At 60.6% G+C, this 19,334-nt stretch carries 22 protein-coding genes; 6 read left to right on the top strand and 16 right to left on the bottom strand.

From position 1 onward, the window contains the following. Nucleotide 1 precedes the first annotated feature (1 nt). Nucleotides 2-991 (bottom strand): NAD(P)H-quinone oxidoreductase, encoded by a 990-nt coding sequence (locus tag JQ863_RS03265; RefSeq protein ID WP_204112894.1) that lies wholly within the window; start codon nucleotides 989-991, stop codon nucleotides 2-4. Between the two features lie 9 nt (nucleotides 992-1,000). Next, entirely contained in the window at nucleotides 1,001-1,687 is a 687-nt protein-coding gene (locus JQ863_RS03260; protein ID WP_204112893.1) for a COQ9 family protein, read from the bottom strand. Nucleotides 1,688-1,794: 107 nt separating this feature from the next. Here JQ863_RS03260 and rpsU point away from each other — a divergent pair, with 107 nt between their 5' ends. Further along, on the top strand, nucleotides 1,795-2,001 hold the full coding sequence (gene rpsU, locus JQ863_RS03255) for a 30S ribosomal protein S21 (RefSeq protein WP_005614280.1): 207 nt from the start codon (nucleotides 1,795-1,797) through the stop codon (nucleotides 1,999-2,001). Between the two features lie 66 nt (nucleotides 2,002-2,067). Here the strand turns inward: rpsU and JQ863_RS03250 are convergent, their stop codons facing one another. The 6 genes from JQ863_RS03250 to JQ863_RS03225 all read right to left on the bottom strand — a co-directional run bounded on the left by JQ863_RS03250 (nucleotide 2,068) and on the right by JQ863_RS03225 (nucleotide 6,603). After that, entirely contained in the window at nucleotides 2,068-2,655 is a 588-nt protein-coding gene (locus tag JQ863_RS03250; protein WP_275411509.1) for a flavodoxin family protein, read from the bottom strand. Beyond that, nucleotides 2,655-4,238: a GMC family oxidoreductase gene (locus JQ863_RS03245; RefSeq protein ID WP_204112891.1), complete on the bottom strand. Its 1,584-nt coding sequence runs from the start codon at nucleotides 4,236-4,238 to the stop codon at nucleotides 2,655-2,657. Before JQ863_RS03245 ends, JQ863_RS03250 begins: the two co-directional genes overlap by 1 nt. Before the next feature lie 48 nt (nucleotides 4,239-4,286). Further along, complete coding sequence (sigJ, locus tag JQ863_RS03240) at nucleotides 4,287-5,159, bottom strand: RNA polymerase sigma factor SigJ (protein ID WP_204112890.1); 873 nt, start codon at nucleotides 5,157-5,159, stop codon at nucleotides 4,287-4,289. Then, nucleotides 5,160-5,696, bottom strand: a complete 537-nt coding sequence (locus JQ863_RS03235) for a hypothetical protein (protein ID WP_239113200.1) — start codon at nucleotides 5,694-5,696, stop codon at nucleotides 5,160-5,162. Continuing rightward, nucleotides 5,693-6,082: a hypothetical protein gene (locus JQ863_RS03230; protein WP_239113199.1), complete on the bottom strand. Its 390-nt coding sequence runs from the start codon at nucleotides 6,080-6,082 to the stop codon at nucleotides 5,693-5,695. The genes JQ863_RS03235 and JQ863_RS03230 overlap by 4 nt, the downstream gene beginning before the upstream one ends. A gap of 62 nt (nucleotides 6,083-6,144) precedes the next feature. Beyond that, entirely contained in the window at nucleotides 6,145-6,603 is a 459-nt protein-coding gene (locus JQ863_RS03225) for an Lrp/AsnC family transcriptional regulator (protein WP_204112889.1), read from the bottom strand. Nucleotides 6,604-6,743: 140 nt separating this feature from the next. Here JQ863_RS03225 and ald point away from each other — a divergent pair, with 140 nt between their 5' ends. Continuing rightward, complete coding sequence (gene ald, locus JQ863_RS03220; protein ID WP_204112888.1) at nucleotides 6,744-7,862, top strand: alanine dehydrogenase; 1,119 nt, start codon at nucleotides 6,744-6,746, stop codon at nucleotides 7,860-7,862. Nucleotides 7,863-7,916: 54 nt separating this feature from the next. Here the strand turns inward: ald and JQ863_RS03215 are convergent, their stop codons facing one another. The 4 genes from JQ863_RS03215 to JQ863_RS03200 all read right to left on the bottom strand — a co-directional run bounded on the left by JQ863_RS03215 (nucleotide 7,917) and on the right by JQ863_RS03200 (nucleotide 10,615). Continuing rightward, a complete protein-coding gene (locus JQ863_RS03215) occupies nucleotides 7,917-8,723 on the bottom strand; it encodes a mechanosensitive ion channel family protein (RefSeq protein ID WP_204112887.1) in 807 nt (268 codons plus the stop codon). A 90-nt stretch (nucleotides 8,724-8,813) separates the two neighbouring features. Continuing rightward, nucleotides 8,814-9,248 (bottom strand): large conductance mechanosensitive channel protein MscL, encoded by a 435-nt coding sequence (gene mscL, locus JQ863_RS03210; RefSeq protein ID WP_204112886.1) that lies wholly within the window; start codon nucleotides 9,246-9,248, stop codon nucleotides 8,814-8,816. Between the two features lie 189 nt (nucleotides 9,249-9,437). Further along, nucleotides 9,438-9,887 carry a YtoQ family protein gene (locus JQ863_RS03205; RefSeq protein ID WP_204112885.1) on the bottom strand — a complete coding sequence of 150 codons (450 nt, stop codon included), beginning with the start codon at nucleotides 9,885-9,887 and terminating at the stop codon, nucleotides 9,438-9,440. A 92-nt stretch (nucleotides 9,888-9,979) separates the two neighbouring features. Further along, complete coding sequence (locus JQ863_RS03200; protein WP_204112884.1) at nucleotides 9,980-10,615, bottom strand: class I SAM-dependent methyltransferase; 636 nt, start codon at nucleotides 10,613-10,615, stop codon at nucleotides 9,980-9,982. Between the two features lie 84 nt (nucleotides 10,616-10,699). On the opposite strand from JQ863_RS03200, the gene JQ863_RS03195 reads away from it, so the two are divergent. Further along, nucleotides 10,700-11,602, top strand: coding sequence for a LysR family transcriptional regulator (locus JQ863_RS03195; protein ID WP_204112883.1), 903 nt, complete (start codon nucleotides 10,700-10,702; stop codon nucleotides 11,600-11,602). A gap of 7 nt (nucleotides 11,603-11,609) precedes the next feature. On the opposite strand, the gene JQ863_RS03190 is transcribed toward JQ863_RS03195, so the two are convergent. The 4 genes from JQ863_RS03190 to nth all read right to left on the bottom strand — a co-directional run bounded on the left by JQ863_RS03190 (nucleotide 11,610) and on the right by nth (nucleotide 16,486). Further along, entirely contained in the window at nucleotides 11,610-12,038 is a 429-nt protein-coding gene (locus JQ863_RS03190; RefSeq protein ID WP_204112882.1) for a GNAT family N-acetyltransferase, read from the bottom strand. A gap of 15 nt (nucleotides 12,039-12,053) precedes the next feature. Then, nucleotides 12,054-14,450 (bottom strand): phenylalanine--tRNA ligase subunit beta, encoded by a 2,397-nt coding sequence (gene pheT, locus JQ863_RS03185; RefSeq protein WP_204112881.1) that lies wholly within the window; start codon nucleotides 14,448-14,450, stop codon nucleotides 12,054-12,056. A 408-nt stretch (nucleotides 14,451-14,858) separates the two neighbouring features. After that, entirely contained in the window at nucleotides 14,859-15,845 is a 987-nt protein-coding gene (locus JQ863_RS03180; protein WP_204112880.1) for an adenosine kinase, read from the bottom strand. Beyond that, entirely contained in the window at nucleotides 15,842-16,486 is a 645-nt protein-coding gene (gene nth / locus JQ863_RS03175; RefSeq protein ID WP_204112879.1) for an endonuclease III, read from the bottom strand. Before nth ends, JQ863_RS03180 begins: the two co-directional genes overlap by 4 nt. A 233-nt stretch (nucleotides 16,487-16,719) precedes the next feature. On the opposite strand from nth, the gene JQ863_RS03170 reads away from it, so the two are divergent. The 3 genes from JQ863_RS03170 to JQ863_RS03160 all read left to right on the top strand — a co-directional run bounded on the left by JQ863_RS03170 (nucleotide 16,720) and on the right by JQ863_RS03160 (nucleotide 19,279). Further along, nucleotides 16,720-17,562, top strand: coding sequence for an amino acid ABC transporter substrate-binding protein (locus tag JQ863_RS03170; protein WP_338055473.1), 843 nt, complete (start codon nucleotides 16,720-16,722; stop codon nucleotides 17,560-17,562). A 104-nt stretch (nucleotides 17,563-17,666) separates the two neighbouring features. Then, the gene (locus JQ863_RS03165; protein WP_204112877.1) at nucleotides 17,667-18,560 is read left to right on the top strand and encodes a methylated-DNA--[protein]-cysteine S-methyltransferase; all 894 of its coding nucleotides are present in this window, start codon (nucleotides 17,667-17,669) and stop codon (nucleotides 18,558-18,560) included. A gap of 74 nt (nucleotides 18,561-18,634) precedes the next feature. Next, on the top strand, nucleotides 18,635-19,279 hold the full coding sequence (locus JQ863_RS03160; protein ID WP_204112876.1) for a YiaD family glycine zipper/OmpA-like lipoprotein: 645 nt from the start codon (nucleotides 18,635-18,637) through the stop codon (nucleotides 19,277-19,279). Nucleotides 19,280-19,334: the final 55 nt, after the last annotated feature.

Raw genomic sequence — 19,334 nt, 5'->3', positions numbered from 1 at the left:
ATCAGCCGCCTGCGACCTCCAGAACGATTTTGCCGATATGCCCGCTGCTTTCCATACGAGCATGGGCCTTGGCCGCATCGTTCAGGGCAAAGGTGCTGTCCATGACCGGGGCGACGCGACCGACATCCAAGAGCGGCCAGACTTGTTCGCGCAGCGCCTCGGCGATCCGCGCCTTGGCCAGATCGCTCTGCGGACGCAGGGTAGACCCGGTGATCGTCAGCCGACGCGTCATCACCTGGGCAAAGTTCAACTCGACCTTCGGCCCCTGCAGGAAAGCTATCTGGACCAACCGTCCATCATCGGCCAATGCCTTGATATTGCGCGGGATATAATCTCCGCCGACCATGTCTAGGATCAGGTTGGCGCCACCCTCGGCGCGCAGCACGTCAACGAAATCTTCGTCCCGGTAATTGATCGCACGTTCGGCACCAAGGTCGAGGCAGGCATCGCATTTCTCAACCGATCCGGCGGTCACAAAGACCCGCGCGCCAAAAACATTGGCCAACTGGATGGCGGTTGTCCCGATCCCGGATGACCCGCCATGCACAAGAAACCGTTCCCCGGCTTTCAACGCACCCCGGTCAAAGACGTTGGTCCAGACGGTAAAGAAGGTTTCCGGCAGGCAGGCGGCCTGTTTCAATCCCATACCCTTGGGAACCGGAAGGCAATGAGCGGCAGGGGTCAGGGCGTACTCGGCATAGCCGCCACCCGGCAGAAGCGCACAGACCTTGTCGCCCACATCCCATGCCGTCACACCAGCGCCCACAGCCTCGATCGTCCCCGACGCCTCAAGCCCCGGCAGGTCGCTTGCATTGGGCGGCGGCATATAGGCCCCGGCGCGTTGCAGCGCGTCGGGACGGTTTACCCCGGCATAGGCAACACGGATCAGCACCTCGCCATGTCCCGGCTGGGGGATTGGGCGTTTTGTTGGTGCCAGCACGTCGGGGCCGCCGTATTGCGAGATCTCAACGGCGCGCATCATCTGTTCCATTTGTCGGTCCTATCGGTTGGTATTGCGTCCGGGCAGATCATTCAGCCCGTCAGGGGCGCGCAGTCCGCCGAGAAGTGAAAACGGCGCGGCCAGTGCCTTGCCCAACGGTGATCCGTTGAACTGGCCCTTCACCTTCTCGAACTGCATGACGTTGTCGATGCGCCGGTCCAGAAAAGCCCATGTCGCGGCGTGTCCCTCGCTGTCGTCGCCCAGCCAATAAAGGACGGTCGAGCCATAGACCGCGCTGAGGGTGGCGCGCTTGGTGTACCAGTTCACATCGCGCGACGTGTCGCCCAGCGTGGTCCAGATCCGGTCACAGGTTTCCCAAATCAGGCGCGCGCCTGTGCCGGCATATTGCGGCAGGGCAAACAGCGTGGTGCCACGGCGCACGACTTCCTTGTCGTCGCAGACCTCAAGCCGGAACCGTACCCCGGCCGCGATCCGGTCGCGAAAGCGCATGTCGGCCAGGTCAGCCGCCGCGAGTCGTGCCGCCATCTGGTCGTCCCCGCGCCGGTGAAAGGCGATCGCCAGGTCCACCGCTCCGCGCGGAAACATGGCGCGCGCCAAATCAGGCTTCACCCCGCAATCGGCGATGGCCGCGTCAAAGCTGGCATCGCTCCAGCCATCAAAGGGCACATGCAACAGGGCGGCGTCCAGAAGCTGGTCGGACAGGGCGGAATCTGTGGTCACTGACATGGTATTCTCCTGCGTTGGGCCCATACTAGACAAAGCAAACCCGAGTTGCTATATGGCGGCTTCCTGCAAATCCTTGCAACTCAACTTAGAAAGGTGGTGAAAACCACATGCAGGTTAGTGTTCGCGACAACAACGTCGATCAGGCGCTTCGTGCCCTGAAGAAAAAGCTGCAGCGTGAAGGTGTCTTCCGCGAGATGAAGCTCAAGCAACATTTCGAGAAGCCGTCCGAGAAAAAAGCGCGCGAGAAAGCTGAAGCGATCCGCCGTGCCCGTAAACTGGCACGCAAGAAAGCCCAGCGCGAAGGTCTGCTCTAAGAGCCGATTTTCCAGCTTTGGACACCAAAGTTTTGACGACCCCCGTGGCCCCGCCGCGGGGGTTTGTCATTTCGGTGGACTGTTTCCCGCACCAATCGCAGGATTTGCCCCCCAACGTTTCAGCGCGGCGGCGAATCGTCGGGCGAAGGCGCGGGCCGTGGCGCGGTCCCCCTCTGCGACCAGGGTCGCATCGTCAATTCCGACCGCATCCAGCCCCAGCCAGACACCATTGACGTTCAGCCCAGCATTTTCGGGCACCACGGGCGCTCCGACGACCTCTTGTCCAACCCACAGCATGCCGTGTTGCGCCGCGAGGATCGACATCTGTTGCAGTGTCGCCAGCTTGTCGCCCGCCGGATGGATCGCCACCGTGAAGCCGCCTGCCAGCTTGTCGGCCCAATGGCGATGCTCCCACGGCAAGGCGCTCTCATCCATGAAGGTTTTGAACTGCGCCGCGACACCCCCCATGTAGGTGGGGGACCCCCACAGCATTCCGTCCACTCCGCGCAGGCAATCCCAGTCTTCGGGCGCCATGGTCTCGACATCAAGGAGGGACACTTCGATACCCTGTTCCGCCAATTCCTTGCCAAGAATGTCCGCCATCAGACGCGTGTGACCGGCCGCGGAAAAGTAAACGATGGCGCAGCTTGGCATCACGCGGCCCCCAGCACCAAGTCGCTGGCTTTCTCGGCGATCATGATCGTGGGAGAGTTGGTATTGCCGCTGGTAATGGTCGGCATGACCGAGGCATCGACAACCCGAAGCCCGCCAACCCCGCGCAGCCGAAGGTGCGGGTCCAGCGGCGCGGCCTCGTCCGCGCCCATGCGCACCGTGCCAACCGGGTGAAAGATCGTCGTCCCCACGTCGCCTGCTGCGCGCACCAGTTCAGCATCGCTCTGGGCGGACAGACCGGGCTTGATCTCTTGCGGGTCATATTTGGCCAGAGGTGCCTGCGCCATGATCGCGCGCACCTGCCGGATCGCGGCGATGGCCACGGCTCGGTCCCCTTCCGTCGACAGGTAGTTGGGTGCAATCTCCGGCGCATCCTTGGCATGAGGCGAGGTGATCCTCACATGGCCACGGCTTTCGGGGCGCAGGTTGCAGACGCTGGCGGTCATTGCCGGGAAATCGTGCAGCGGCTGGCCAAAGGCCTCAAGCGACAGGGGTTGAACATGGTATTCCAGATCCGGCGTCTCAAGATCGGGGCGAGATTTGGAAAACGCTCCCAATTGTGACGGCGCCATCGACATCGGGCCAGATCGCGTGGCCATGTATTCAAGCCCGATCTTCGCCTTGCCCAACCATGAGTTTGCCATCGTGTTCAGCGTCTTGGCCCCGGTCAGACGCCATGCGCAGCGCAGTTGCAGATGATCCTGAAGGTTTGCACCGACTCCGGGGATGTCGCGTTCGACCGCAATCCCGTGACTTTGCAGATGCGCCGCCGGGCCAAGCCCCGAAAGTTGCAATACCTGCACCGAGCCGATGGCACCAGCCGACAGGATCACATCGCCGCCGCACCGCGCCTGTCTGACCGCGCCATTCTTTTCGTATTCAACTCCCACGACTTTGCCATCTTCAATCAGCAAACGCCGGGTCATGGCGTTGGTCTCGATCTTCAGCGCATAATTGCGCGCGGGTTCAAGAAAAGCACGCGCTGTGTTCAGTCGCCAACCGCGCCGCTGGTTGACGCGGAAATAGCCGACACCTTCGTTGTTGCCGGTGTTGAAATCATCGGTTCGTGCCAGCCCCCAGGCTTCAGCGGCGGCAATCCAGTCGTCCAGCACGTCCCAGTGCAGGCGCTGGTTGTCCACACGCCACTCGCCGCCCGCGCCATGCATCTCGGACGGCCCCTCGACGTAATCCTCGGACCGTTTGAACAGGGGCAACACATCGTCCCAGCCCCAGCCGATGCAGCCCATCTGCCGCCAGCCATCGTAATCCGCAGCCTGCCCGCGCAGGTACAGCATTCCGTTGATCGACGAACATCCCCCCAACACCTTGCCTCGCGGATAGATGAGCGAGCGACCGTTCAGTCCATCCTCTTCTGCAGTGCGATACATCCAGTCCGTGCGCGGGTTGTTGATGCAGTAGAGATAGCCCATCGGGATATGAATCCAGTGATAGCTATCACGACCGCCCGCCTCCAGCAGCAGCACCTTGCGCCCGGCCCGTGCCAGCCTGCTTGCGATCACCGAACCGGCGCTGCCTGCGCCGACGACAATATGGTCCCAGTCCATACACACTCTCCCACGTCCGGCCGAGAAGACGGCGCAGGCGACGGTTTGTCAATCAACCCCTGTCTGCGGCCTCAGCTTTTCCGGGTTGCGCATGATGTAAATCCAGCCGACCCGCCCGTGCCGATCGGGAACGACCGCAATAACACTTTCAAGTACGCCATGTTTGTATTGCGCGAGTGCGGGGGTGGTATTGGCGCGGATCCAATCGAAAGTTACCCCTCCTACCCGGCTTTCCCTTTCCAGAACGGCGCGCAAGACCTGCATGATCTCCTCTGGCCCCTGCAGTACCCGCAGTGCCGCCGACACCTTGCCGCCGCCGTCCGAGATTGCCATTGCATCCTGCGCCAGCATTTCCAGTGCGGCTTGGTGGTCCTGCATCGCCGCATGAAAGAACCGTTCGAGTGCAGCGGCGGCTTCGTCCCGGGATACGTCGAAACGCGGACCTTCAGCATGAAGGCGCTTGTGGGCGCGGCTCACCAACTGTCGGCAACCGGCCTCGGACCGGTCCAGCATTGCCGCAATCTCGGCATAGTCAGCATCGAAAGCCTCGCGCAGGACAAAGGCCGCGCGTTCGACCGGGGCCAGACGCTCCATCGCCCACAGCAGCGCCAATTCGCATTCCTGTGCAAGTTCAAACCCGGCTTCGACGGGCGATCCGTCCGTGTGGATCAGAGGCTCTGGCAACCACGGGCCGACATAGGTTTCGCGGCGATTTCGGGCCGAACGCAGCGTATCGATGGCGATATTGGTGGCCACCCGACGCAACCAGGCGCGGGGGTTTTCCACTGCGGCCTGCCCCGCGAAACGCAACCACACTTCCTGCACGACATCCTCGGCTGCGCTGCGTTCCCCCAGCATACGGTAGGAAATCGACAAGAGCGCGGGGCGTTCGGCCTCGAACAGTTCGACCTGGTCCTTCATTTACAACACGACCTTGCCGACATGTCCGTTCACCTCGATCCGCTGGCACGCATGTCCTTCACCCAACCCGCGTTTGAACACGGGATAGAACCGCCCGGATGCGGCAGCGAAGCTGGCCGCCACAAGTGCCTTGTCCCCGAACCGCGTCTTGATGGTATCAGCGAACGGGTTGGGCTCATAAGAACGCGAAATCGCAGCTTGTGCAAACCGGACCCCAAGCCCGACATCGCCTGCCTCATCCAACCGCCCCTCGATCGCAGCAAGAAGCGCCTGACCATCGACGCCCTGCCCCACCGCGATGTCGACCACCAATTGGGCACAAGGCCCGCAATCCCCGTCCAGAGTTGACGCCAGAAGCGCCCCGGCCCAGACAGCCCGCGCCGATTTCGGCCCCTTGTACTGGGTGACCAGCGGCAACAGAGTCAGTGCCATGCCCGCCCCGGTCGAGACGTCAATAACGCTGTGCATATAGTTGACGTTGTAGTCATAGCGTTTGCCAAATGCGCGCGCCCCGGCGTGAAGCATCATCCGTATCATGCTGCAGCCCCCCTATTTCCCAGTTTCAACGCCGCCGCCAAACCAATCCATCCGGGCAACTGAATACCCATTAGGTTGACCAGCGCCACCTGATCGGCCGCCATGCCGCGATGGGCAATCCAGATCCAAAGATGAAAGACCGCATGGCACGCCGGAAATGCGATGCCAAAAAGTGCGAGTCGACGGTCACCGCTCTGCGCAGCCACCCCGATGGCCACAGCTGAAACGCCAAAGGAAAGGGCAACATCGGCAATGAAATGCGCATTGAAGCCGCCGGTTTGCTTCACGCCCGGCACGGTGTCGTACCAAAGCTGCGGCGCCACCCACATAAAAACCCCGCTGGCCAGGAAATAGCCGCCCAGCCCCCAAAGCATTGTCCTTGTCATCTGTTTTCTCCACGGTTGTTTCCCTAAAGACGAAACAGCCCATGGATTTGTGACAGGCGATCTCAGACCGGCAGCGCGGTTGTCTTGAACACGGTGCGAAGTGCAAAGGACGACTGCATCTGTGCAACGCCCGGCAAACGCGCCAGGTATTGCCGGTGAATGCGGGCGAAATCGTCGGTGTTCTCGGCCACCACCTTCAGAAGATAATCCGCTGTCCCCGCCATAAGGTGACACTCCAGCACGTCAGGTATGCGGCTGACCGCCTTTTCGAAGGCGTCCAGCACCTCATCCGCCTGCCCGCTGAGTGTGATCTCAACAAAAACGGTTGTCGGCACGTTCAACTTGCGGGCATCCAGAAGCGCGACGTAATCGCGGATATAGCCGTCCGCCTCAAGCCGCTGCACCCGCCGGTGACATGCCGACGCTGACAGGTTCACCGCCTCGCTCAGGTCTGCATTCGAGATCCGCCCGGTCTTTTGCAACACTCTCAAAATCCGACGATCCGTTTGATCAAGAGACATTTGACACCCATTTCTTGCGTAGTCTTTGACAGTATTCGAAGATTCTTCCGTTTGAAAGTTTTCAAACCGCTCAAAAAACAAGCAAATTCCACACGTCGTGCCTCATATTTGAAAACAAATGTACTCAGGGAGAGACCCAAATGAAGATCGGCTGCCCAACCGAGATCAAACCACAGGAATTTCGCGTCGGCATGACGCCCGATGCCGCCCGCGAAGCCATTGCGCATGGCCACGACGTCCTTATCCAGAAAGGCGCCGGGATTGGTGCCGGCTTTATGGACGAAGACTATGTCGCTGCGGGCGCACGCATTATCGACACGGCCGAAGAAATCTTTGCCAGCGCTGAGATGATCGTCAAGGTCAAGGAACCGCAGGCGGTGGAACGCAAGATGCTGCGCGAAGGCCAGCTGCTGTTCACATACTTGCACCTTGCGCCCGACCCGGAACAGACCAAGGATCTGCTCGCCTCGGGTTGTACCGCTATCGCCTATGAAACCGTGACCGACGACCGTGGCGGGTTGCCGCTTCTGGCGCCTATGTCCGAGGTGGCAGGCCGTCTGGCACCGCAGGTGGGCGCGTGGACGCTGCAAAAGGCCAATGGCGGGCGCGGCGTTCTGATGGGCGGCGTGCCAGGGGTTGCCCCGGCCAAGGTTGTTGTGATCGGCGGCGGTGTTGTTGGCACCCATGCCGCAAAAATCGCGGCCGGAATGGGCGCGGATGTGACGGTTCTGGACCGTTCCCTGCCCCGGCTTCGCTACCTCGACGATGTTTTCGGTGGCACGTTCAAGAACCAGTATTCCACAGCAGGCGCCACCGCCAAACTGGTGCGAGAGGCCGACATGGTCATTGGTGCCGTTCTGATCCCGGGTGCCGCCGCCCCCAAACTGGTCAATCGTGCCCAACTGGCCGACATGAAACCCGGCGCGGCGCTAGTAGACGTGGCAATCGATCAGGGTGGATGCTTTGAGACCTCGAAGGCGACCACCCATGCCGACCCGATCTATGAGGTCGACGGCATTATGCATTACTGCGTCGCCAACATGCCGGGCGCGGTCGCGCGGACATCGACCCAGGCGCTTGGCAATGCCACGTTGCCGTTCCTTCTGAACCTTGCCGACAAGGGCTGGCGGCAGGCCTGTGAAGATGACCCGCACCTTCTGAACGGTCTGAACGTACATGCCGGACAATTGACCTATTACGCAGTCGGCAAGGCGCTGGGGATTGACGTGCTGTCGCCGAACCTGGCGCTAAAAGCGTAAAACGAAAAAGGGCGGCCTTGCGGGGCCGCCCTTTTTGGTTCTCGGGAAAACACGTCAGCCTTCCTTGTGGATTTCCACCGAATGCGGATAGGGGATCGAAATACCGTCCTTGTCGAAAGCTTCCTTGACTGCCTGGGTCATGGCAAATTTCAACTCCCAGAAATCAGCCGCGTTACACCAGATCCGCGCGGTCAGGTCGACCGAGCTGTCACCCAAGTTGGTGACCCGCACCCAGGGCTCGGGGTCGGCCAAAACGCGAGCATCCTTTTTAGCCTCGCCCAGGATGATCGCCTTGGCCTTCTCAGCGTCGTCGCCATAATCGATGCCAAAGACCAGGTCGACGCGACGCGTGTCATGGGCGCTGAAGTTGGCGATGATCGATCCCCAGGCCTGACCATTTGGCACGATGATCTGCACGTTGTCCGGCGTCACAAGCTCGGTCACAAACAGGTTCAGGTCCTTTACCGTGCCTGAAGTGCCGCCGATATCGACGAATTGTCCCAGCTTGTAAGGCCGGAACAGGATAAGCATAAATCCAGCGGCCAGATCACTGAGCGTTCCCTGCAACGCGAGACCGATCGCCAGCGTTGCTGCGCCTAGCATGGCCACAAGCGACGTCGCCTCGATCCCGAAAAGGCCAAGTATCGCGATCCCGGTGATCGCCAGAATGACCCAGCGCGCCATGCTTGCCACGAAATTACCGATCGTGTCGTCGATCTCGGGGCGGGCATTCACACGTCGCCGCAATGCGCGGCTGATCATGCCCGCGACGGTCCAACCCACCATCAAGACAACCACGGCCTTGACCGAATTCAACAATAGCGGCCCCAGAAACCCGGCCTGTTCCATCATCTGTTCCATAATGCACCTTTTTCCAAAGTCATCCTCCCTGGCCGCACAACATAAAAAGGGGCTCGCCAACGGCAAGCCCCATTCCGTCATGATGCACGGTTACTTTTTCAGCGAGTCGCGGATTTCCAGCAGAACATCCAGTTCCGACGGGCCTGCAGGCGCCTCTTCGACCTCGGCGGCCTCTTCCTGCTTCTGGGCCGCCTCTTTGACCTTGTTGACGTAGCGCACAAGCATGAAGACCACGAAGGCGATGATCAGGAAGTTGATCACGGCCATGACGAACGCGCCCCAGGCAAAGACCGCTGCCCCGGCCTCGCGCGCGGCCTCAAGGCTGGCGCCGTCGGCAACCTCTCCAGCCAGGACCACATAAAGGTTGGTGAAATCGACACCGCCCAGAAACAGCCCGACAATCGGGTTTATCAGGTCACCGACCATTGATTTCACAATGGCGGTGAAGGCCGCCCCGATGATGATCCCTACCGCCATGTCCATGACATTGCCCTTGGCGATGAAATCCTTGAATTCCTTCAGCATGTTTTTCCCTTCCCTGTTCGCGGCCCAAAGACCGTTTCCAGGCGCAATCAAGCGCCCCTGCTCAAATCTATAGACTGCAAACCGGGGGTTAGGGTGGATTTTTTACGGGGAAAAATGGCCCATGCGCCGCAAGCCCCCTACGAGTGGCGACTTCGCTTTCGTACAACTTCCGCCGGATGCGCCCCCGGTTCAGCCCGGTAGCACGCTGGTAAGGACATAGGTCAGAATCTCGGCCACCTGACCGGGTTCATCGGCCACTGCAAGCGCCGCGGCATGCACCTCTTTCAGCGCATGCTGATGTTCAGGCAGGCTCAGAACGATGATCGACTTGCCCAATGCAGCTGCATAGCCCGCGTCGAAAGCCGCGTTCCATTGGCGGTATTTCTCACCGAACCGGACCACAACGACATCGGCATCCTCGATCCCCTTGCGTGTGCGGATCGCGTTGATCTTGGCACCTTTATGGTCATGCCAGAACTTGTTGTCTTCGGCGCCCAGGATGGCAACGCCGCAGTCGTCGCTGGCGTCATGATCGGTGACCGGAGCGGAAAAGCTGACATCCAACCCCTTCGCGCCCTCCATGATCTGTTCGCGCCAGTCGGTGTGAATCTCGCCCGAGAGATATACTTTCAACGTCATCCTGTCCTCCTGTTCGACATGGCCCTGTGGTAAACGCAAACGGGCAGGGACAACACCCCCGCCCGTCTTGAAGCGCCTTCAAATTGCCCGGATCAATCGCGGCGGGCAACGTAATAGGGGCGACCGACCTTGCCCGGAAGGTTAACACGCTCGATGATGGTGAACCCGGCGCGCGTAATACGGCGTTCCAAATAGTCCGAGGTCATGTAGCGCACGAAGGGCGCCTTGCCGAACAGCTGCATGACAGGGATCATGACGCGGAATGCACCGCGCGCAAAAATGTTGCTGTCGTCAAGGCAGGGCGTTTTCGAAATCAACAACCCGCCGGGGTTCAGCACCTCATGGGCGCGCGCAAGGACGGCGTCCAGATCCGGGACCAGATGAAGAAGGTTGAAGGCCATGACCACGTCGAAACTGCCCGGCGCTACTTCGGCGACCATGGCATCGCTGCACAGGAAGTCAATGTTGCCGACACCCTGGGCTTTGGCGTTGCGACGACCGACATTCAGCATCCCATCCGACAGGTCGCTTGCCGTGATTTGTCCGGCGGAATCTGCCAGCAGAAGAGCCGTCGATGCGGTCCCGGCCCCCAATTCCAGCACCTTGTCGGACTTGCCAAGATAGGATCGTGTGCGTTCAAGCGTGTATTCATAGGACTTCATGTCCTTGATCGGGTCGCGGGCGTATTTCTCGGCAATGCCGTCCCAGAATTTTGCGTTGCTCGTCATCTGAAATCTCCTTTGGCGACAGAATAGGTCATACACAAAGCGCCGGGAATTGCGGAAATTCGCAGTTTCGTTATACATATTTGCATGGAATTGCCCAAAACCCCCTTTGACTGGAACCATGTCCGCGCATTCCTTGCCACCGCTGAGGAAGGCACGCTGTCAGCGGCTGCGCGGCGGTTGGGACTGACGCAGCCGACGCTGGGTCGGCAGGTGGCGGCGCTTGAGGACGACCTTGGCGTCCTCTTGTTCGAACGGGTCGGCAAGGCGCTGCACCTGACACGCGCAGGACGGGACATTCTTGAGCATGTCCGCGACATGGGTGACGCCGCCACGCGCCTGTCGATAGCGGCGGCAGGGCAATCCCAGTCAATCGACGGTCTGGTCAGGATCACGGCTTCGGACATCTATTCGACCCACATCCTGCCGCCGATCCTGAAGGACTTGCAGAAACGTGCGCCCAAGCTTGAGATCGAGATCGTCGCCGTCAACGACATTCAGGACCTGATGCGGCGCGAGGCAGACATCGCCCTGCGCCATGTCCGCCCTGAACAGCCCGATCTGATCGCACGACTGGTCCGCGAAGCGACGGCCCGGTTTTATGCCTCGACCGACTACATCCAGCGCAACGGCCGCCCCGAAACTCTGGCCGACCTAGCCCGGCACGAATTTGTCAGTTTCGGCGATACCGATGAGATGCTGAAACACCTTTTGCCCCTGGGTGCCCCCCTCACTGCCGACAATTTCAGGATCGGATCAAAGAACGGGATCGTGGCATGGAACCTTGCAAGGCAAGGCTTCGGAATCTCGATCATGGATGATGTCGTTGCCGCCCAATGTCCCGAGGTCGAAGTGCTGCTGCCGGACATGGCGCCTGTCGTCTTTCCGGTCTGGCTGACCACCCACCGCGAGTTGCACACGTCGCGCCGGATCAGGGTGGTTTTTGACCTTTTGGCGGATGCTTTGACAGCACCCAAAAAGCAGGGATGAAGCCGACCTAGAGCGTCAAGGTCATCAGGGTCTTGCCCGCGCCGGCCTCAACAACTTGCCAGCCAAGATGCTGATACAGGGCAATGTTATCGGCAAGGTCGCTGTGCGTCGCAAGGTTCAAGGCATCGCAACCTGACGCCCGCGCCATGTCGATGGCAAACCGGATCAGCGCTCCGCCAACCCCCTGACCGCGAGCGAGGGGCGCAACGGCAACATTGATCAGATGCGCATTCGGGGGCTCAACCGACAGGTTCAACACCCCGCCCACCCCGTTTTCCAGTTCGGCCACCCAGACCCGGCCCGCGACAATCTCGTCTTCCAGCCCGTCGGTCACGTCGGGGAGCTGAATCCCTGCGTCGCGATAAGCTTGATAGGCGGCGTCGATCAAAACACGCAGGGCCGCCCCCTCGTCGGGAACAGCCCTGCGTATGGTCATGTGACTATCCACGGGTCAGCCGCGCAGCATACCGCCAGTGGCCTTGGTCACCTTCTCGACGATCTTGGCTGCAACCGCTTCGATATCCGTCTCTTTCAGCGTCTTTTCTGTCGGCTGCAGGCGCACGGTGACAGCGATGGATTTCTTGTCCTCGCCGAGCGAGCCTCCGATGAATTCGTCAAAGACCCGCACATCTTCGATCAGCGTCTTGTCCGCGCCCGCCGCAGCATTGACCAGCGTGAGCGCCTCGACGTCCTTGTCGACGACAAAGGCAAAGTCGCGCTCGACCGCTTGCAGATCACGCAGTTCCAACGCAGGGCGGGTGGCGGATTTCTTGCGCGGCATCGGGATTTCTGCGGGGTAGATGGTGAAGGCAACAGCCGGTCCCTTGACGTCCATCGCATCCAGCACCTTGGGGTGCAATTCGCCAAACACGGCCAACGTCTTTTTGGGCCCAAGGCAAACCCGTCCATGACGCCCGGGATGCCACCATGCATCACCACCACGCATGATCTGCACCTTGGCCGGCGCGCCAATGGCAGACAGGACCGCCTCGACATCTGCCTTGGCGTCATAGACATCGACACTCCGGCTTTCGGCATGCACGTCCTTGGCCTGGGTGCGGCCAACCAGCAGGCCGGTCACCTGAAGATGCTGTTCTTCGGGCTCACCGCCGTGAAAGGCGGGCCCCGCCTCGAACAGCGCCAGATCCATGAAACCGCGCGCCTGGTTGCGCGCCGCCGCCTGCAACAGGCCGGGCAGAAGATCGGGGCGCATGTGGCTCATCTCGGACGAGATCGGGTTTTCCAGCATGGTGGTATCTTCGCCACCGCCAAACAGCGCCGCCGACGCCTTGTCGATGAAGGAGTAGGTCACGCATTCGTTGTAGCCCAACGCCGCCGTTGTGCGCCGCGCGATCTGTTCGCGCTTCTGCATGGGCGACAGGATCTGTTTGGGCACGCCTGCCGTTGTCCGCGCCATCGGCTTGCCCTGAAGTTTGGTCAGCGACGCGACACGCGCCACTTCCTCCACGAGATCGGCCTCACCCTGAACGTCGGGACGCCATGTCGGGACATGCGCCATATCCCCGTCCAGCACGAAGCCCAATGCAGTCAACGTCTTGCGCTGTTCATCCGCAGGGATTTCCATGCCGACAAGCGACTGCACCCTGTCGGTATCCAGACGATATGCGCGGGACACATCCGGCACCTTGCCTGCCACGACGATCTCGGACGGTTCGCCACCGCAAAGATCAAGGATCATCTGGGTCGCAAGGTCGATCGACGGCATGTTGAAGGCCGGATCAACGCCGCGTTCGAACCGGTAGCGGGCATCGGAATTAACCTTCAGGGCGCGGCCCGTATAGGCGATCTGGATATGGTCCCAAAGCGCGGCCTCAAGGAACACATTGGTCGTTTCCTCAGTGCAGCCCGTAGCCTCGCCGCCCATGATACCGGCAATGGATTCAACGCCCTCGTCATCGGAAATGACAATCTGGCCTTCGCTGAACGTGTATTCCTTTTCATCCAGCGCCAACAGTGTCTCGCCGCCTTTGGCGCGGTGGATGCGCAGGTCGCCTTTGACCTTGTCCACGTCGAAGACATGCATCGGGCGGTTGCGGTCATAGGTGAAGAAGTTGGTGATATCGACAAGGGCCGAGATCGGACGCAACCCGATCGCCCGCAGCCGGTCTTGCAACCAGGCGGGGCTTGGTCCGTTCTTGACGCCCCGGATCACGCGCCCGGCAAACAACGGGCAGCCGTCCAGCGTGTCCGCGTCGATCGAGACATTGACCGGCGACGGGAACTTGCCCTCGATCGCCACCTCGGGTGCAGGCTTCATCGTGCCCAACCCGCGCGCTGCCAGATCAAGTGCAATCCCGCGCACGCCAAGCGCGTCGGGACGGTTCGGAGTAATGGCGATGTCGATCACCGCGTCGACCTTGGCCGGATCGTTTTCCGCCAGCCAGTCGACAAAACGCTGCCCCACTTCACCCGAAGGCAGTTCGATGATGCCGTCATGCTCGTCCGACAGCTCCATCTCGCGCTCGGAGGCCATCATGCCGAAGCTTTCGATACCGCGGATCTTGCCGACACCGATGGTGGTGTCGATACCCGGCACATAGACACCGGGTTTGGCCACGACGACGGTGATCCCCTCCCGGGCATTCGGCGCGCCGCAGATGATCTGCATTTCGCCCTCATCCGTCATCACCTTGCACACCCGCAGTTTGTCGGCATCGGGATGCTTCTCGGCATGGATCACCTTGCCGATGGTAAAGTCCTTCAGCCGTTCCGCCGGGTTCGAGACCTCTTCGACCTCGAGACCCAGATCGGTAAGCGCATAGACGATCTCATCCAGGGTCGCCTCGGTCTCGAGGTGATCCTTCAGCCAGGACAGGGTGAATTTCATGCGTGGATTCCGCTTGTCAGAATTGGGTTCACAGGCGTTTAGCCCAAATACAAACGAGGGAAAACCCCGGCGATGGGATTGCCTGTGTTTCCCGCCGCAATGGGGGCCAGCCCCGGATTGCGGACGCGCCGCGTCCGCACCCCTCCCCCCGAGGTATTTTTGGAAAACGAAAAGCGCGGGTATGATTTGTTAACCTTGCCGCACCATACTCGACGACGCGGTACAGGCTGAGGAGCCGATGACCGCGAAAGGGAAAGCCGCCCCGTTCTGCTCCAAGACGCAGAGTGGGGCGCACCGTTTGGCTTTCTCTTTCGGAAAATACCTGCGCCGCAGGCATACCGCGCGGCCGCACGGACCGGCCAAACTCGGTTGGACGCGGCTTTGCCGCGGCAACGCGGGCGAGAGCGCCTAGCCGATCAGTCCCTGCGCGCGAAACAAAGCTTTCAGGTCGGCTTCGGGGCGGGCACCGAAATGGCTGATCACTTCAGCCGCCGCGACACATCCCATCCGGCCCGACACTTCGAGCGATTGACCTGTCGCCATGCCATAGATGAAACCGGCGGCGAACAGGTCACCCGCGCCGGTGGCGTCCACGGGAACAACCTCTTTCACCGGCACGACAGCCTCTTCGTCACCACGCACCAGAACCACGTCATGCCCCGACCGAGTGCAAACAACGGTTCCGGCATCACGGGCCGCCTGTTCCAGTGCCGCAGACAGGTCGGTCTGATAAAGCGATTCCCACTCGTGTTCGTTGCCGATCACATAGTCGAGTTCCTTCACCAGCCGACGGAAGTCATCGCGATGACGGTCAACGCAGAACGGATCGGACAGCGCGATCCCGGCTTTGCCGCCGCTCTGCTGGCACAGTTTTGCGGCGCGTTCGAAGGCCTGTTTGCCTTTGTCCTTGTCATAAAGATACCCCTCAAGGAACAGGATCTGCGCCTGCCCCGCCACATCGTCCGACACATCGTCCGGCCCCAGTTCCGAGGATATCCCGAGATATGTGTTCATCGAGCGTTCGCCATCGGGCGAGACGAAGATCATCGAGCGCGACGTCGGTAGCTCTCCGCCCTGCACCGGCGGGTTCACGAAATCGGTGCCATCGGCAGCCATTTCGCGGGCATAGAACTGGCCCAGCGCGTCGTCATGGACCCGCCCGATGAAAGCGGTCGACAGGCCAAGATTGCCCAGCCCCGCCAACGTGTTGGCAACCGATCCACCGGGCGCCTGGGTGCGGTTGGTCATCGCCCCATAAAGCATTTCCCCGCGCTCGCGTTCGACCAGCTGCATGATGCCCTTCTGGATGCCCATAAGGTCAAGGAACTGGTCGTCGGATTGCGAAATCACGTCAACGATGGCGTTGCCGATTCCGACAACCTGGTAGGTGCTCATAGGTTCTTTTCCTCAAATTCGCACAAGTCACGGATCAGGCAGGCCGCGCAAACGGGTTTGCGCGCCTTGCAGGTGTATCGGCCATGCAGGATCATCCAGTGATGCGCATGCAACTGAAAATCCGCCGGGATATTGTCTTCGATGGCGCGTTCAACGGCGACCACATCCTTGCCCACGGCCACGCCAGACCGATTACCGAAGCGGAAGATGTGAGTGTCCACCGCCTGCGCCGGATAGCGCCACCACATGTTCAGGACCACATTTGCGGTCTTGCGCCCGACCCCCGGCAGACTTTCCAGTGCTGCGCGTGAATTCGGAACCTCGCCACAATAATCATCGACAAGAATACGGCTGAGTTTCATGACGTTCCTGGCCTTGTTGCGGTAAAGGCCAATGGTCTTGATATGCTCGATCAAGGCCTCTTCGCCCAAGTCCAGCATCTTCTGCGGTGTATCGGCGATCTTGAACAGATCTTTGGTCGCCCGGTTCACCCCGGCGTCTGTTGCCTGGGCAGACAGGGCCACGGCGACGACCAGAGTATAGGCGTTGACATGATCCAACTCGCCCTTGGGCTCGGCTTCCGCGGCGCGGAAACGGGTAAAGATCTCGCGGATGGTATGATAATCTAGTTGCCTGACCATGCTGCCCCTAATGCACAGCGGGCGCGTGACAGGCAAGGGCTGAGGGGCATCCGGTACAAATTCGGTTGGAGAGCGTGGTTTTTCCTGCAATGCTGGATACCATTCACCCCGGCCCCAAGGTGTCATCGAAAGTGATACGATTGCCATGAAAGGCCAAATCCGACACCGTCTCAGCCGTTCCAGACCAGTCGGAGACATTCTTGGCGGCCCAAGACTTTTGAAAAGGAATGCCTGTGTTCAAATCCATTTTTTCGACATTTGCTCTGGCGCTTTCGCTGGCCGTGCCCGCAGGTGCGCAAACCATTGAACGGATCAAGGAAACCGGAGAGCTTCGCCTTGGCTTTCGTACCGATGCAGTCCCGCTTTCCTACCAGACAGACGAGGGCAATCCGGCCGGATATACACCTGAATTATGCGCGGTACTGGCGCAAGGTATTATCAATCATCTGCAAATCTCGACGCTTGATGTGAATTTTGTACCTGTGGACACCCGTACCCGCTTCGATGCTGTCGCGAACGGCGAAATCGACATCTTGTGCGGTGCCGCGACCATCACGCTTGGGCGGCGTCAAAAGGTCGATTTCTCGGTCCCGATCTACGTGGACGGAGCTTCGGTCATGCTACCGGTCGCGGCGGATGAGAGCTTTCAGTCGCTTGAGGGCAAGACCATTGGCGTGCGGGCCGGGACGACCACCGAGGCCGGGCTTGAGACAACTCTTTCCGACCTTGGCATGACGGCCAAGATTGAACGATTCAATGACCATGGCGCCGGGGTCGACGCCGTGGCGAACGGGACCATCGACGCATATTTCGCGGATCAGTCGATCCTTCTTGGGCAGTTGGGTACCCGCAAGCTGGCCCGGTCGGTCAAGGTGTCAAACGATATCCTGACAATCGAGAAACACGGGCTGGCGATGGCGCGCGGTGACAGTGACTTCCGGCTTCTGGTCGACACGGTGCTGTCCGAGATGTTCGACGGAGGTACGATCGAGACGGTTTTTCGCGAGTCGATGCCCGGCGTGGTGCCGGGGATCGCGCTGCAGGCGATGTTCCTTCTGTCGCCCACCCTTCCCTGATTCACCGCGTCCAGCGCGGCAAACTGTGAATGCTCAAGAAACGGGTCGCCTGAGTTGGCGGCCCGTTTTACCTTTGATCCGAACAACTGAAACAGGAGGCCGTGATGACCGATATGGAACAGGGCTATCATTTCAACGTCATGCGCCGCGCGATCGAGCTGATCGACCGCGAGGGCGAGGCGATGTCGCTGGATCAGCTGTCGGCGGCGATGGGGATGAGTGCGGCACATTTCCAAAGGCTGTTCACGCAATGGGCCGGGGTATCGCCGAAACGGTTGCAGCAATACCTTGCTCTGGGCCATGCCAAGGCTTTGCTGCATGATCACTTCACCACGCTGGATACCGCCGGGGCGGTGGGTCTTTCCGGGTCTGGCCGTCTGCACGACCTGTTCCTGCGCTGGGAAGCGATGAGTCCGGGCGAATATGCCCGCAAAGGCGACGGGTTGACGATATACTGGGGATGGTTTGACAGCCCCTTCGGTCTGAGCCTTGTCATGGGCACCGAAAAGGGCATCTGCGGCATCGGCTTTGCGGCTGAAACCGGGGCCGAGGCGACGATGGAGGACCTTGTATCGCGCTGGCCCAAGGCGGCCTTCGTCGAGGACCCGCTGTTTCTGCGGAACTGGGTTCTGGCTGCCTATGACGCCCAATCGGGTGATCTGGACAAGGTGCCGGTTTACATGATCGGTTCGCCCCTGCAGATCAAGGTCTGGGAGGCGCTGATGCGCATCCCCTCGGGACAGGTCAGCACCTATTCCGAAATTGCCCGCGTGATTGGACGACCCAGGGCGGTGCGCGCGGTCGGCACGGCGGTGGGGCGCAACCCGGTCAGTTGGTTGATCCCCTGCCATCGCGCTTTGCGCAAGACCGGCGGACTGGGCGGTTATCACTGGGGGCTGCCGGTGAAACGCGCTCTGCTGGCCTATGAATCGGCACAAGCAGAATCTCCCGCACCGCCCGCCGGAACGCGGAAACCCGCCGATCTGACAGCGATTTGAGTTCCTCGACTGTCATGCCTCGGCTATAGATGGCTGAAAGTGCAATAAATGCACGAGGGAAAGAGGCTTTCGACATGACATTCCGCACCCCAATCTTCATTTGCGCCGCTTCGGTCCTGACCCTTGCAAGCTGTGCCGATCCCGGCGCAGTCAATGGCAACGGCGATTACCAGAACACCCGCACTGGCGCGCTGGTCGGCGCGGCTGGCGGCGCTGTTCTCGGCGAAATCTTTGGCGGCAACGCCGTCAAGGGCGCTGTCATCGGCGCCGCTGTCGGCGGCATCACCGGCAGTGTTCTCGATAAGCAGGAAGCCGAACTGCGCAACAGCATCGATACCGAAGGCGTTACAGTGACCAACACCGGTGACCGCCTGATCGTGACCATGCCCAATGACGTCACCTTTGCCACCGACAGCTATGTCGTGCGCAGCGAACTGAAATCCGACCTTGCCGATGTCGCCGCCAGCCTGAAACGCTATCCTGACAGCGTGATCCAAGTCCTTGGCCACACCGACAACACAGGCGATGCCGCCTATAACATGCGGCTCAGCGAGCGCCGCGCAGAGGCTGTGGCCGATGTTCTGATGAACAATGGCGTGCCGTTCTCGCGGATCCAGACGATCGGCCGCGGAGAGGATCAGCCGATTGCCTCCAACCTCAATGAAGCAGGCCGCGCCCAAAACCGTCGCGTCGAACTGGTGATCCTGCCCAACGGCTGATCAGGCAATCGCCACAAATCGGCCCGGCGCCTGCGTCGGGCCTTTTTCATTGCTT

This window comes from Shimia biformata, from assembly GCF_016888515.1.
In the GTDB taxonomy this organism is placed as follows: Bacteria; Pseudomonadota; Alphaproteobacteria; order Rhodobacterales; family Rhodobacteraceae; genus Shimia_A; species Shimia_A biformata.
Note: the sequence above shows the minus strand (reverse complement) of the source record. Positions and strands in the feature narration are given on the sequence as shown.

Coding starts and splice junctions, on each gene's coding strand:
- pheT (WP_204112881.1), bottom strand. CDS start 14,450: ATGAAATTCACCCTGTCCTGGCTGAAGGATCACCTCGAGACCGAGGCG.
- JQ863_RS03245 (WP_204112891.1), bottom strand. CDS start 4,238: ATGGACTGGGACCATATTGTCGTCGGCGCAGGCAGCGCCGGTTCGGTG.
- ald (WP_204112888.1), top strand. CDS start 6,744: ATGAAGATCGGCTGCCCAACCGAGATCAAACCACAGGAATTTCGCGTC.
- JQ863_RS03160 (WP_204112876.1), top strand. CDS start 18,635: ATGACATTCCGCACCCCAATCTTCATTTGCGCCGCTTCGGTCCTGACC.
- JQ863_RS03195 (WP_204112883.1), top strand. CDS start 10,700: ATGGAATTGCCCAAAACCCCCTTTGACTGGAACCATGTCCGCGCATTC.
- JQ863_RS03265 (WP_204112894.1), bottom strand. CDS start 991: ATGGAACAGATGATGCGCGCCGTTGAGATCTCGCAATACGGCGGCCCC.
- rpsU (WP_005614280.1), top strand. CDS start 1,795: ATGCAGGTTAGTGTTCGCGACAACAACGTCGATCAGGCGCTTCGTGCC.
- nth (WP_204112879.1), bottom strand. CDS start 16,486: ATGGTCAGGCAACTAGATTATCATACCATCCGCGAGATCTTTACCCGT.
- sigJ (WP_204112890.1), bottom strand. CDS start 5,159: ATGAAGGACCAGGTCGAACTGTTCGAGGCCGAACGCCCCGCGCTCTTG.
- JQ863_RS03260 (WP_204112893.1), bottom strand. CDS start 1,687: ATGTCAGTGACCACAGATTCCGCCCTGTCCGACCAGCTTCTGGACGCC.
- JQ863_RS03200 (WP_204112884.1), bottom strand. CDS start 10,615: ATGACGAGCAACGCAAAATTCTGGGACGGCATTGCCGAGAAATACGCC.
- JQ863_RS03215 (WP_204112887.1), bottom strand. CDS start 8,723: ATGGAACAGATGATGGAACAGGCCGGGTTTCTGGGGCCGCTATTGTTG.
- mscL (WP_204112886.1), bottom strand. CDS start 9,248: ATGCTGAAGGAATTCAAGGATTTCATCGCCAAGGGCAATGTCATGGAC.
- JQ863_RS03165 (WP_204112877.1), top strand. CDS start 17,667: ATGACCGATATGGAACAGGGCTATCATTTCAACGTCATGCGCCGCGCG.
- JQ863_RS03235 (WP_239113200.1), bottom strand. CDS start 5,696: ATGATACGGATGATGCTTCACGCCGGGGCGCGCGCATTTGGCAAACGC.
- JQ863_RS03190 (WP_204112882.1), bottom strand. CDS start 12,038: ATGACCATACGCAGGGCTGTTCCCGACGAGGGGGCGGCCCTGCGTGTT.
- JQ863_RS03180 (WP_204112880.1), bottom strand. CDS start 15,845: ATGAGCACCTACCAGGTTGTCGGAATCGGCAACGCCATCGTTGACGTG.
- JQ863_RS03230 (WP_239113199.1), bottom strand. CDS start 6,082: ATGACAAGGACAATGCTTTGGGGGCTGGGCGGCTATTTCCTGGCCAGC.
- JQ863_RS03250 (WP_275411509.1), bottom strand. CDS start 2,655: ATGCCAAGCTGCGCCATCGTTTACTTTTCCGCGGCCGGTCACACGCGT.
- JQ863_RS03225 (WP_204112889.1), bottom strand. CDS start 6,603: ATGTCTCTTGATCAAACGGATCGTCGGATTTTGAGAGTGTTGCAAAAG.
- JQ863_RS03205 (WP_204112885.1), bottom strand. CDS start 9,887: ATGACGTTGAAAGTATATCTCTCGGGCGAGATTCACACCGACTGGCGC.